Below are 11,863 nucleotides of genomic sequence, written 5' to 3'. Positions count from 1 at the left end.
TCCCCCCAAGAGGTGCGTGAAGCCTTTGAGGCGGCTGCCAAGGAGGCCAACGTGTATCTCTCCCCTGAGTAGGAGGTATCATGGCAACCCATTGGTTCGTCCCTCCGGTGTTCGTGAAGACTGAAAGCGGTGTCAGGCATGGCTGCAACAATGCGAAGGAAGCCCTTGAGCACCTCAAAATGTGGACCCGCCGAGGGCCTCGCTGGCATAAGGCGGTGACCCTCTGCCTGTCAGCCTTGGAGGGCGATTCGATTGACCCCCACATAATACGAAAGGCCTTTGAGGCTGCCGCTAAGGAGGCCAACGTGTATCTCTCCCCTGAGTAGGAGGTGTCGTGGTAACCCATTGGTTCTCCCCTCCGGTGTACGTTAAGACCGACCGACCTGGGGTCACCTACGGGTGCAACAACGTCGAGGGTGCCGCCGAGGAACTCATGAAGTGGACCAAGATGGGACCTAAGTGGAGGAAGGCTGTGCAACTGTGCGCCGACGCCCTTCAGGACCGTGTGACTCCGGAAGAGGTCCGTCAGGCTTTCGAGGCTGCTGCCAAGGAGGAGGGGGTGCTCCGTGAGTAGCAGGCCGGTGCCCATCGCGCTTTTCTGCGGCCCGCCGTTTCGCCCGACATCAGGGAACGATATCGCCCCCCATGTATTAGAAACCCATGGACAATATGGAACCCCACGGCCACGGGATGGCGGCCGATCTTTTGGCATCGGAAGTTGCTAATGCCAGGCAGCGCATCCACCGGACCGAGCTCGCGCTTCAACGCACTGAAGAAATGCTGGCCGAAAATCTCGCGCTGTGCAGCAGGATACGAACTGCGGTCGAGGCCGCAGACCGCTTGGTGAAGATCGATCCCCCCAGCTTTGAAGGACGTCGCGCGGATTGAACTGGGCCGGCGTTTCATTCGTCGCGACCTTCAGGCCACCCGGCGCCACCACTCGCGCTCAAGCACGGCGGCAACCAGGTCGACAGACGGCGAGCGCGGCTCATCGTGCGCGGCCTGGTGCTCGGCGAGGAACCTGTCATCGGGCATGCGCTCCACTGCCTCGGCGACATGCGCGAGCGACTGGTCGATCCAAGCGACGGCGGAACGAAATGCCATCGCGCGGGCGGCGTTAGCGCCAACAGAAGGAAGACGCGGGGCCTGAGGCCCCACACCCCCATTCCGTTCCGCTTCGCGGACGGACATGCTCGCTCCCTCGCTCATGCGGCACTATCCGGTGTTGAGCCATATTACTTTTGAGAGTGAAGGATGCGGCTGATCGCCGTCGCATAGCGGCTGATCTCGGCGTCGATCTGGCTTGGGGTAAAGCCTCGGCGTTCGAGCTTCTTCCGCTCCTGTGCAACATGCGGCGACCAGTAGCGCTGTCCGGCTTGGTAGGTGCGAGCGTTCAGCGCGGTTGGTATGCTGCGAAGACCCTTGCACCTCGACTTAAGGCGATCGGTCCCTTGGGAACAGTGCCGTCGGTATGGAAGATCGCATCGGCACTGTCCTTCCAGCCCTGATTGAAGAGGCCCGTATCCGCTGCCCTGCTGTAGGCAACGAACCCCTCCCCGTTGCGGGCTCCGACCTCTTCCATCGAAGCCGTGGCAGCAGCCAGCCAACTCGCGGACTACCTTCAAGTAACTGGGGCAAGTCGTGGGGCCGCGGTCTACATGACCATCGGTACTGTGCGATGGGTGGGACCTAGCGTCGGGCAGGGGGCAACCTAGAGATAGCCCGACGGCCCCTTACGCAATGTCGCCACGGATAACCCGGACGTTCAGCTGCCTTAGCGCCGGCACGAGTTCCGCATGAGCGCCGTGGCCCGTCGGGCCTTGAGCCTGCCCTCAACGGCGCGGTCGTAGACCGCCACGCATTCCGCTCCGGTCAGCCGCGAATTGTAGAGGATCCCGTCAACGGCGAACCCGTTAAAGAGAGTCTGGCTCAGCTTCCGGCCTTCCTCCTGTTGTTTGGCACGTGCAGCGTCGGTGCTGATCCCGAGCCGCAGCAGGCCGGTGGATCTACAATGTTGCTGACGCGTCCGGAGCCACGCGTGATTTCGCTGCCATTTCGCATTTCTACAATGCGACGCAGCTTCGCCGAGCTAGCATTCCAGCATCAACAAGGGTCTGCTAATGATGTTCATCGCGAATCTTCTCGCTCGGGCCGAGACCGTCGATCAAGTCCGTGACATCCTCATCGATCTCACGCGGCAGACATCCGCTGAGTCGGGCGCGGTGTCGTATCACGCCGCTCAGAGCACGTCCGACACCACGCATTTTTATGTCGTGGAACAATACCGCGATCATGCGGCTTGGGAGTCTCATATGGCCTCTCCCCATGTGCGCAATGCGCTATCCGTGTTCAATGATCTACTTAGAGAGCCGCCTGCGGCAGCCGCGTTCGTGGTTTTTGCCGAATACATAGCTGTGCCAGCCGACAGCCACGCGATCTAAGCGTGTTCGCCATTTAGCTGTCGACCACACAACTGGATTGGCTCTTCATACAACCTACGACGGACGGAAAGGATTTCCGATGGCTGAAGTGGCAGTTCTAGGACTTGGAGCGATGGGGTCGCGCATGGCAACCAATCTGCTCAAGGCAGGGCACCGCTTGACGGTGTGGAACCGGTCAAAGGAGGCGGCGCATTCGCTCATTTCCACAGGAGCACGTCTCGCCGGCACGCCGCGAGAGGCCGCGGCAGAAGCAGATTTCGTGATCGCCATGGTTCGAGACGGCATTGCATCACGGAAAATATGGCTCGACGAGGACACGGGGGCACTTGCTGGGCTCAAGGCGGGCGCGGTGGCGATCGAGAGCTCGACACTGACGCCGGTTTGGATCGGCGAGCTCGCCAAAGCGGCATCGGCTCGGGGCGTCGCCTTCCTTGAGGCACCGGTGGCAGGCGGGCGCCCACAAGCGGAGGCGGCCCAGCTGATCTATATCGTCGGCGGCGAGAAGGACGTCCTTGCGCGAACAGAACCGCTGCTCAAAGCCATGGGGACGGCAGTACATCACGCTGGGCCGGTCGGGGCAGGCGCCATGGTGAAGCTCTCCGTCAACTCTCTTCTCGCTATCCAGGTTGGCGCAATGGCCGAACTCATTGGCCTGCTGCAGCGGCTGGGCGCCGATGTCGATCGAGCCGTCGAGATTATTGGCACGACGCCCGCTAGCAGCCCAGCGGCGAAAACGATGGCAGCCTCCATGCGCGCGGGCACGTTCGCACCCTTGTTTCCAGTAGAACTCATGGACAAAGACCTTGCATATGCAATCGCTATGGCGGGCGCGGACTGCTCACAGCATATGCCTCTGACTATTGCGGCCCGCGAGGTCTTCCAGCACGGGATTGATCGCGGCATGGGCGATGACAACATAACCAGCATCGTGCGCCTGTACACTGAGCCAAGATAATCTATGTATGCGATGGGCGACTGCAGAAGTGGCGTAACAGATAAGTCATGGATTTTGAGAGGCTTGGATGCTGAGTATATCCTATCGACCGATCGAATCGATAGGTCACGTGGTTGATCGCTACTGGTCACGTGAGACCAATCCTGGCGAAAACATCGAATTTATGCCGTTCTGGCCAAGCCCAGGCGGAGCTGAGATATTCTTTCACGTTGCACGAGGCTTTCTGCTTAACGGGAAACAGCCGCCGCGGGCCTATGTTTTGTGCTGCCGTAGCCAGCCCATTCACCCAAAGGCCGTGCCGGGATTTCGCTTTCTTGCTGTCCGTATTCGGGCGGGCATGGCAGAACATCTGCTGGGAGTACCTGTTTCCGAACTTGCAGACAGAATTGTTCCACTCGAGGTGATCTGGGGACAAGAGGCAACGCGTATGACGGAGCAAATCGTAACCACAGCGCTTGACAGCACGCGGGTCCACCTGCTGAACCATTTTCTACAGCAACGTCTCAATCCCCGAGCAGAGCGGCGTACCCTCGATGCCGCCTTCCGACTTCTCGAGACGGGAACATCATCGATCTCCAAAATCTGCGATCTTGTGGGACTGAGCGAGAGACAGCTTGAGAACCGTTTCAGGAGAGCAACGGCAAATTCGCCGGTCCGCTTTCGCCAACTTGCGCGGTTGAGACGAACTATCAAAGCGATATTGCAAGATCCGAACGAGAAATTTACGCAGCTTGTCGATGAGGCCTACTTTGATCAATCGCAGGCCGTTCATGAGTTCCGCCGTTTTACAGGTCTGACACCAACGGAATTTTGCGAGCTGGCGAGACGGTCCGCTCACTTCTACGAGTTGAGATCGCCGGCTTTGGCTCGCAGAAGTCAGTAGTGGGTTGAGCCCGCCGGGCAACGCGGCGGAAGCTCCGTTCCTCCGGAACCACTGCAAAGCCGGCCGCAACGATCAACCCCGAAGACGTTGTCCGATGTAGGGTTCGAATCGCTCTAGCACTATCGGCAATACAGCGCGTCGATCGAAATCACCTGTTAGCCTCTCCTCTGAGCGCGGCCGCAGCTCCCTTCAGGCAAGATGCGCGAGCAGACGGATATCTATCTGACCGAAAGCAAACAGTAGCCAGGCGTGCCCCACTGAAAGCACAAGCAAGCGCAAAGGTTCCTGGACTGATGCTCGGCTGGCGGCAACTTGCTCGCCAGCCGAGTTGAGTTCAGGCGGTGGTCGGGGGAGACTGGCCAGCCACACGCTGGTGATTCCAACCTGTGCCGATGTGCCAATCAGCAACCTTCGTCGGTCTTTTTCACCTGGCCTGGCGCGGCGGTGTTGGCTGTCGTGTCCTGCTGACCTGGCGCCGCCTGCTGAGCGCTGCCAGTCTGCTGGCCGGGCGCGCAGTCTCTGGCCGAGTTCGGATTTGTGGTGCCGCTGGTGGTGGTCGTGTCGGTGCCCTGATCGCCGGACATGTTGGTCCCGCTGCTCGTCGTGCCGGTGCCCTGATCCGTCGTACTGGGCATGGTTGTCGTGGTCGAGGTTCCGCTCGTTGAGGTTCCGCTCGAAGTTCCGCTGGTCGTCTGGGCAAAGGAAAGCCCGGCCGACACCGCCAGCACGGCCGAAGCCAAAAGGATGCGTTTCATCTGCTTTCTCCTGTCTGAATGCGCGGGATGCGCCCGGCAAATTGAACAGGCAGACAGAAGGAGTGTTCCCCGATGAAGTTCAACTTTTGTAACTCTGGTCGTAGGTCAGCCTTAGGATGGCCGGCGTATATTAGAATCTCTTGAAGAAGACACTGCCCGCACCAGAATCCATGGCATGGCTCGGGGAATAGGCATTGGTGACCAGGTGGCGATTACTGCCACGGTTCGAAGGCGGATAACAGAGGACCGCGTAAGCGTCTCTATCCCAGGTTACGACTTCCCACATTCCATCATCGACCACACCAAGGTGAACCGAGGCCAGCAAATCGACCTGAAAGGCGAGGTCACGCGCATCGACGAGGACACCGTGACGATCGACCTCGGGCCGCTGGTCACGGTCGACCGTGACAAGGTCCGGCTAATGGAGAAATATCGGCCGCCAAAACGACGAAAGGCACTTGTCGTTGCCCCGGATTAGAACCGACAACATCGCGACAGGCTATGAGGGCAGGCCGCATGACGGGCCGGTAGAGGACGAGTCGAAGCACTTGGTCTACTGCCCAGTCTGCGGCCAAACGTTCGACGCGCGCGATCTTGGACAGGTCTTCCACCACGCTGAGCCGCAGCACCAGCCGCTTCCGGTCGAGCAATAGTCCAGCTAGTTGAGCTCCGGCGGCAGACCGACGTTGAGACCCTTCAGCGCGCCACCGACGTACGTTGGATGAGAAAAGGGTGCTGCGTGCACCGCGCCTTCCCCGCGCGCCGATGCTCCCTGGACCGCAAAAAAGTCCCGCCGCACTGCCAGAACGGCGGGACCGATCAAACGCTTTGCACCAGGCGGGGGGATGCGGGGGGTTGGGCTTGCCAAGTGAGCGCGGACCGTAACCAACCCTAAGCGCAACAGCGGCAACGCGTCCACCAACCGCCGGTTGGAGCGACAGGACGATTGAGCCGCCGGCAGGTCAGGTCATCCCGGGTCGCTATCGCTCGCAACCAGACGGTAGCGGAAATTGTTGCGGATGTGGTCGTTGAAATAGCGGCCCTTGGCGAACGCGGCCCGGAACGCGGCAAGGTTTCCGGCGGTACCCCCTCAAATTCGTACCGCTTGCCGCTGGCGACGAACCACACCGAGAGGGTCCTTCTATCCAGATCATATTCCATCTTGCGGATCGAAGTAGATGGCATGAGCACCACAGGCCGAGGCCCGCGCCCTTGCGGGGAGCGCGGGCCGATCGGGATACCGATCTGCAGCAATACCTGGAGGGGGAGGATTCGCTGCGTGCACCGAACGTTCGCGGCGGTCCCGTGTTCCCAATCGAGATACACAAAAAGCTAGCTGCACCTTTCGGCATCACGCGGACGTTGGATTTCTGAGAAAGCGCGAGCGTCAATACTGCTTCTGGTGATGGAATTTTCCCGTGAGATAGGCACGCTCCACGGCGAAAGGAGTGCCCCGCCATGACCGTCCTCGCCTACAACCTTGCCAATCACATCAAAGGATCGTCGAGGGTCGTCTTCGTGCCGGATGAACTGCATCTGTACGTGGAATTCAGCCAGCCAGACGCCGACACAAACCCGGTTGATTGGATGAGCGTTGATGATTTCCTTGCATGGCGGCCGAAAGGCGCACTCCACGAGCGAGCGCGCGACAGCTTGGTTTCGCTCATTTGCAAGGCGTTGACAGGGCGGTGAGACAAGGGAAACCGGCGCCGAGATCGAGTGCCAGCGCCGCGAGCGGGCCTATTCGACGTTCGGAAGGCCCGCGACGATGCCGCCAACGCGATCGCTAAAGCCCTTATCGGTGAGGCGCGCGGGCTTGGCTTTGAAGCGTCAGCGGAGCGACATTTGCACCTTTCGCTCGGTGATCGCATCTTGATCCTGACGTGATGAACGCACTGGCTGATTACGCTGGGCGGCGCGAGGTGGCCCGTCTTGCGGTTATGCTCGATCTGGGCAAGCTGCTGCGCTGGATATTCAAAACCGTTGCTCCTGAACTCAGCGCAGATAGCGAATCGTCCAGGTTTCCTGGGAATCGACGACCATGTTTGAGCATGAATCCGCCAACCTGCTGACGATGCATGACCAGTGTATCGACCGCCGCTGAGCAGGCGCACACCAGATCCCGCATGGGCACCGCGAGGCGAGAGGATAAAAGCCAAGGCGCCGAACGACCATTGGAATCGTGCCTTCCTGGCGGCGCTGCGCCACGACCGTGTCGGTGCACCATCGCTCATCGACGGACCGATCAACGGCGAGAGGTTCAAAAATCTATGACGACAAAGTTCTCGTCCCACCCTCAAGCCCGGCGACATTGTCGTCATGGATCATGCCTCGGCAGGCGAAAAATTCAGCGGGTTAACGCTGGGATAAAGAGGATGGTGCGTCGCACAAAAATATTGCAATGCACTACAAATGCCGTAACGTCAGTTTCGCAAATGAACGAGACGGCTTTTGTGAAAGGCCGTCCACCCGGAAAGGATGGAAACTATGGCCAAGACCGCTGACACCGTTGAAAATACCGCATTCCCGAACATCGACCCGTCGATGGCTACCGACCAGTTCCGCGCTGTCGCCGAAAAGGGCCTCGAGCAGTCGAAAGAAGCCTATGCGAAATTTGCCTCAGGCACCGAGACGACCCAGAAGGCGCTGCAGTCGAGCCTCGAAACCTCCAAGACCGTCGGCAACGAGCTGTCGCTGAAGACAATTGCTGCTCTGCGCGCCAATGCCGAAGCCGGCTTCTCGCACCTCGAAGCCCTGGTTGCCGTGAGGGCGCCCTCCGAGTTCCTCGAGCTGCAGGCTGCCTTCTTGCGCAAGCAGGTCGAACTGACCGTAGAGCAGGCCAAGGAATTTCAGGCCGTGACGACCAAGGCTGCCGAAGATATATCCAAGCCAATCAAGGATGTCTTTGAAAAGGCGATGAAGGATCTCAAGGTCGCCTGATTGAGTCTAGGCGATCGGGGATACCCGCAAAACGACGCCCTTCTCCAGCCGCCTTTTTCTTTTGGGCTGACCGGCTATGTGTCTCTTACGTCAGCTTTGGAAGGCGGGCCGCGGTTTTTGATCGCTGGTCGTCTAGCGACGCGTTCATGTCTCTGATGGCATCGATAATTTGCTCCAAGGCTATTCCGAGCTGACTTTGAGCGCGGACTGGCTCGCGCGGCGGAGCTTGCCGTCCAGGGCAACACCTATATGCGAGATAGCCGAGAACGATCCGGAGCTTAAGCGCGCTATCGAGGCGGCAGAGCAGACCCGAGAGGGGCCGGCAGAAGTGCAGGGCAAAACCCCTGCAAATGTCGATGCCGTGACCGAACAGCAGCGAGATCGTCGCCCCGAGGAGGCCGAGCGCCGGCCGGACGAACCGTCCGAGCAGGCTCACGAACTGGGTCGACCGTAGATGCTACAAATCGGCTGCAGGGTAAGTTAGACAGCGACAAGGAGGCCGCACAACGCGGCAGCGAAACGACGCGGACCGATCCGGCGCAACAGCATATCCCTCGCCTCGAGGAGTTGGAGCGCGACGAACTATAAAGAAGGGAACGCGACCGCGACGACCGGGTCCGTTAGAGGACCACGTTCAATCGACAGGTTTGCGTTTACCAGAGCAACGACCCGAAAGGTGACGAGGGGTTTGGCAAGCTATCTGTTTCGTTTTCTTCCTGGGCGCACTGCAGGTTGCTTAGGAAACGGTGTCTGGCTGGTACCAAAATTTCATGCAGTGGAGCAGCGAAATGGAGTGCGCCCCTGAAGGTGGACAGATATCAGGCTGCTGATTTGCCAGTCTGCCGGATGTGTTGATCCTCGAACTGCTGCGGGCTCAGATATCCGAGCGCCGAATGGAGCCTGCGTTTGTTGTAGACCTCCTCGATGAAGCGGGGAAGGTGATCAATGACGTCGTCGAAGGTTTCGAAGGCCATCGGGTAGACCGCCTCGACCTTCAGCGTCTTCATGAAGCTCTCCGCCTTGGCGTTGTCGTAAGGATTGCCTCTGCGGCCCATCGAGCCCGTCAGGCCGTTTGTTTCCAGCGCTTCGCGGTAAATCTGCGCAGCGTATTGGGCGGATTCAAGCGGTCGTCGCAACACCGATTGTGTTCACTCATGGCAGCAACTCGTCAAGCGCCTCTGCCGGTGTTTTCCAACCCAGGGTCTTTCTCGGCCGGGCATTGAGGGCCGCTGCCACGGCGGCGATCTCGTCGGCGCTATGGATGCTCAGGTCGGTGCCTTTCGGGAAGTACTGACGCAGCAGCCCATTGGTGTTCTCGTTGGTGCCGCGCTGCCAGGGGCTTTGCGGATCGCAGAAGTAGACCTGGACACCCGCATCGATCGTGAGACGATCGTGCTGGGCCATTTCGGCTCCCTGATCCCAGGTCAGCGAACGGCGTAGCTCTTCGGGCAAGGTGATGATGGTGCGCGTAATCGCGTCACGCACGGCCTCAGCTCCATGTCCCGCGAGCGCAGGCCCGTTCTTCATGCGCGGAGCTTCGCCATGCCCTGCGAGCCGGGGAAGATGCAGTAGCATCGTGAAGCGCGTCGTGCGCTCGACCAGCGTGCCGATAGCCGAGCTGCCAAGACCAAGGATGAGGTCTCCCTCCCAGTGACCCGGCACCGCGCGATCGGCCGCTTCGGCGGGACGCTGACTGATCATGATCTCCGGTGAGACAAAGCCCTTGCCTCGCCTACGTACGCGCGCCCTGGGGACCCGTAATACACGTCCTGTTCGCAAGCAGGCCGTCAGCTCCCGGCGCAGCACTCCGCGGCCCTGAACGAAGAGGGCCTGATAGAGGGCTTCGTGGCTGATGCGCATCGTCTTGTCGTCCGGGAAGTCGATCGGCAAGCGTCGGGCAATCTGCTCCGGACTCCAGGCCCTGGCCCATCGCCGATCCTTTCGCGGGCCATGTCGGCGGCCCTTCCACGGAACGGTGGGACCATGAACGGGAGCGCCGCTCGGGGACACGACAACGCCAGCAAGTCTCTCCTCCACATAAGTGCGCAAGCTTGCGTTGAACGCAAGCTTGGTCGGCTTGGGACGACGGGCCGATCGATCCGCATGCCACTGGGCAGTCGTCGCGCGATATTCCAACCCGCCGCTGCGGGTGGCCGCGTTGCGCCGCAGTTCACGGGAGATTGTCGAGGCGGACCGACCGAGCCGGCGCCCAATATCCTGCATGGAATGGCCCTGCACCCTGAGAAGTGCGATCTCCTCGCGCTCCACCAAGGACAGGTACCGCCCGGAGAGCGGCTTCGCCGAAGATCTGAACATCGCTGGTGGCATACCGCCCGCCTTTCGGAACCATCTGGTTCCTACAGGCTGCGACACTCCGGCTTCGAGCGCAGCATCTTCGCCGCTCAGCCCCGCGGCGATCGCCCTCCAGTATCCAATCTGTCCATCGCGCCCCGCCACAGGCGGCCGCCCTGGTGAAGGTAATGGCGCTCGTCCCGACCGTGCCGATCGCCGCTTTCGAATGCTCATCGCAACCTCCAACTTCAGAGTGTTGCGACGACCGCTTGAATCCGCCCAATATGCCGCACTCCTCTACCGCAACGTTCTCGCCGAGCACGATCTTATTGGATCGATGGGCCGGCGCGGCAATCCCTACGATAATGCGAAAGCGGGAAGCTTCATGAAGACGATGAAGGTCGAAGCCGTCTATCCGATGGCCTACGAAACCTTCGCCGACGTCGCTGAGGACCTTCCCCGCTTCATTGATGAGGTTTACAACACCCGCCGATTGCACTCAGCGCTCGGCTATCTCAGCCCGCAAACGTTCGAGGACCAACACGCCCGGCAGATGGTCAAAACTGCGGCTTGACCCTGTCCGGTCCGAGGGGCGCACTCCAATCGGGGGTCAGTTTTGCAAGCCGTTTGACAGCTTCTTCCCGGAAGGGCGACCCGAGGGAGGCGCCGACGTGGAAGAGGCCCTCAACTTCTGCGTGGAGCACGACCTGCGGTCTTACATATCATGGGGACGCTTCTACCGCGGTCTGGCTCTATTTCGACGTATGGGCAACGCGACGGCCTCGACCTCATGCGCAGCGGGATTGCCGGCCGGACAAGATCAACCCGCGAATCCTTCAGACGGCCCGTTTCGGGCATTTCGCAGAAGCGCTCGCATCAGCCGGCGAGCTCAAAGAGGCGTTGGAGGTACTGTCAGGGGCACTCCGCACAGCGGGGGAAAGCGGCGAGAGACTCTGCGAAGCTGAACTTAATCGCCTGCGCGGCGAGTTGCTCCTGCGAAGCGGGGAAATCGAAGAGTCGGAGAATGAATTTCGCAGAGCGGTCGAAATCGCGCAGGCCCAGAAGGCCAGGTCGTGGGAGCTTCGCGCCGCCACAAGCCTTGCCCGTCTGTATGCTGACCGAGGACGTCATTCTGACGCGCTCGGTGTCCTCGTACCGGTCCATTCCTGGTTTGCGGAAGACGTCGACACAGCCGACCTGCGGGCAGCCAGAACACTTCTGGAGACTTTGGGGCAAGACGCTGAAATTTCCATCCACCTGGTTAGGTGATGCAGATTGATGGAGTCTTCTCGATTGGCGGCGAACATCGCGAGCGTTCGCCTGAGGGGCATGCCGACAGTCGCAAGCCCGGGTGCCAAGGTTGGTCATTCGGCTTGCCCTTGGCGAATGTCCGGTTTGGATCCGACTTCGCCTGTTCAGCCGTGGGCCAGCAAGCGGCAATTTATGGCGCTATCGACTCCTTGCTGAAGGCGCCGCCCGAGTACCGAATCCTGCTGGAGGCGAAGGAATGATCCGAGGACGAAGCCGCTCGCGCGGCACTGGCGCCCCGTGGCGAGGGTGCAGCAATGATCTGAACGCCGTGCATTTGTAGGTTTGC

At 60.4% G+C, this 11,863-nt stretch carries 17 protein-coding genes and 1 pseudogene; 12 read left to right on the top strand and 6 right to left on the bottom strand.

The window, feature by feature from the left end; all coding sequences use genetic code 11:
* Positions 1–80: 80 nt before the first annotated feature.
* The 3 genes from NKK47_RS33930 (at position 81) to NKK47_RS33920 (ending at position 888) form a co-directional block, all read left to right on the top strand.
* Entirely contained in the window at positions 81–326 is a 246-nt protein-coding gene (locus tag NKK47_RS33930; RefSeq protein ID WP_352456144.1) for a DUF982 domain-containing protein, read from the top strand.
* Positions 327–334: 8 nt separating this feature from the next.
* On the top strand, positions 335–574 hold the full coding sequence (locus tag NKK47_RS33925; RefSeq protein WP_352456143.1) for a DUF982 domain-containing protein: 240 nt from the start codon (positions 335–337) through the stop codon (positions 572–574).
* 86 nt (positions 575–660) lie between these two features.
* On the top strand, positions 661–888 hold the full coding sequence (locus NKK47_RS33920) for a hypothetical protein (RefSeq protein WP_352456142.1): 228 nt from the start codon (positions 661–663) through the stop codon (positions 886–888).
* Positions 889–918: 30 nt separating this feature from the next.
* Here the strand turns inward: NKK47_RS33920 and NKK47_RS33915 are convergent, their stop codons facing one another.
* Positions 919–1,104, bottom strand: coding sequence for a hypothetical protein (locus NKK47_RS33915; RefSeq protein WP_352579783.1), 186 nt, complete (start codon positions 1,102–1,104; stop codon positions 919–921).
* Positions 1,105–1,235: 131 nt separating this feature from the next.
* Positions 1,236–1,607: a DUF6074 family protein gene (locus NKK47_RS35315; protein ID WP_502905098.1), complete on the bottom strand. Its 372-nt coding sequence runs from the start codon at positions 1,605–1,607 to the stop codon at positions 1,236–1,238.
* A 513-nt stretch (positions 1,608–2,120) separates the two neighbouring features.
* Between NKK47_RS35315 and NKK47_RS33905 the strand changes: the two genes are divergently transcribed.
* The 3 genes from NKK47_RS33905 (at position 2,121) to NKK47_RS33895 (ending at position 4,279) form a co-directional block, all read left to right on the top strand.
* Positions 2,121–2,441: a putative quinol monooxygenase gene (locus NKK47_RS33905; protein ID WP_352456140.1), complete on the top strand. Its 321-nt coding sequence runs from the start codon at positions 2,121–2,123 to the stop codon at positions 2,439–2,441.
* 79 nt (positions 2,442–2,520) lie between these two features.
* Positions 2,521–3,396: an NAD(P)-dependent oxidoreductase gene (locus NKK47_RS33900; protein ID WP_352579782.1), complete on the top strand. Its 876-nt coding sequence runs from the start codon at positions 2,521–2,523 to the stop codon at positions 3,394–3,396.
* A 67-nt stretch (positions 3,397–3,463) separates the two neighbouring features.
* Positions 3,464–4,279 carry a helix-turn-helix domain-containing protein gene (locus NKK47_RS33895; protein ID WP_352579781.1) on the top strand — a complete coding sequence of 272 codons (816 nt, stop codon included), beginning with the start codon at positions 3,464–3,466 and terminating at the stop codon, positions 4,277–4,279.
* A gap of 401 nt (positions 4,280–4,680) precedes the next feature.
* Here NKK47_RS33895 and NKK47_RS33890 read toward each other — a convergent pair whose 3' ends face one another.
* Positions 4,681–5,034: a hypothetical protein gene (locus NKK47_RS33890; RefSeq protein WP_352456137.1), complete on the bottom strand. Its 354-nt coding sequence runs from the start codon at positions 5,032–5,034 to the stop codon at positions 4,681–4,683.
* Positions 5,035–5,209: 175 nt separating this feature from the next.
* On the opposite strand from NKK47_RS33890, the gene NKK47_RS33885 reads away from it, so the two are divergent.
* Positions 5,210–5,512 carry a hypothetical protein gene (locus NKK47_RS33885; protein WP_352456136.1) on the top strand — a complete coding sequence of 101 codons (303 nt, stop codon included), beginning with the start codon at positions 5,210–5,212 and terminating at the stop codon, positions 5,510–5,512.
* 413 nt (positions 5,513–5,925) lie between these two features.
* On the opposite strand, the gene NKK47_RS33880 is transcribed toward NKK47_RS33885, so the two are convergent.
* Entirely contained in the window at positions 5,926–6,195 is a 270-nt protein-coding gene (locus NKK47_RS33880) for a hypothetical protein (protein WP_352456135.1), read from the bottom strand.
* 297 nt (positions 6,196–6,492) lie between these two features.
* On the opposite strand from NKK47_RS33880, the gene NKK47_RS33875 reads away from it, so the two are divergent.
* The 3 genes and pseudogenes from NKK47_RS33875 to NKK47_RS33860 all read left to right on the top strand — a co-directional run bounded on the left by NKK47_RS33875 (position 6,493) and on the right by NKK47_RS33860 (position 7,974).
* Positions 6,493–6,726 carry a hypothetical protein gene (locus NKK47_RS33875; protein ID WP_352579780.1) on the top strand — a complete coding sequence of 78 codons (234 nt, stop codon included), beginning with the start codon at positions 6,493–6,495 and terminating at the stop codon, positions 6,724–6,726.
* 420 nt (positions 6,727–7,146) lie between these two features.
* A pseudogene (locus NKK47_RS35310) lies at positions 7,147–7,409 on the top strand (IS630 family transposase); the annotation flags it as partial.
* A 103-nt stretch (positions 7,410–7,512) separates the two neighbouring features.
* Positions 7,513–7,974, top strand: a complete 462-nt coding sequence (locus NKK47_RS33860) for a phasin (protein WP_352579779.1) — start codon at positions 7,513–7,515, stop codon at positions 7,972–7,974.
* A gap of 818 nt (positions 7,975–8,792) precedes the next feature.
* Here the strand turns inward: NKK47_RS33860 and NKK47_RS33855 are convergent.
* Positions 8,793–9,113, bottom strand: a complete 321-nt coding sequence (locus NKK47_RS33855) for an integrase core domain-containing protein (RefSeq protein WP_352579778.1) — start codon at positions 9,111–9,113, stop codon at positions 8,793–8,795.
* Between the two features lie 13 nt (positions 9,114–9,126).
* Positions 9,127–10,500, bottom strand: coding sequence for an IS30 family transposase (locus tag NKK47_RS33850; RefSeq protein ID WP_502905097.1), 1,374 nt, complete (start codon positions 10,498–10,500; stop codon positions 9,127–9,129).
* Between NKK47_RS33850 and NKK47_RS35305 the strand changes: the two genes are divergently transcribed.
* Positions 10,493–10,840 (top strand): transposase, encoded by a 348-nt coding sequence (locus NKK47_RS35305; protein ID WP_502905096.1) that lies wholly within the window; start codon positions 10,493–10,495, stop codon positions 10,838–10,840. The two genes, NKK47_RS33850 and NKK47_RS35305, sit on opposite strands and share 8 nt — an antisense overlap.
* A gap of 694 nt (positions 10,841–11,534) precedes the next feature.
* On the top strand, positions 11,535–11,777 hold the full coding sequence (locus tag NKK47_RS33840; protein ID WP_352579775.1) for a hypothetical protein: 243 nt from the start codon (positions 11,535–11,537) through the stop codon (positions 11,775–11,777).
* The last annotated feature ends 86 nt before the right edge of the window (positions 11,778–11,863 follow it).

Origin of the sequence: Mesorhizobium sp. M0019 (assembly GCF_040323975.1) — a bacterium.
GTDB lineage: Bacteria > Pseudomonadota > Alphaproteobacteria > Rhizobiales > Rhizobiaceae > Mesorhizobium.
Note: the sequence above shows the minus strand (reverse complement) of the source record. Positions and strands in the feature narration are given on the sequence as shown.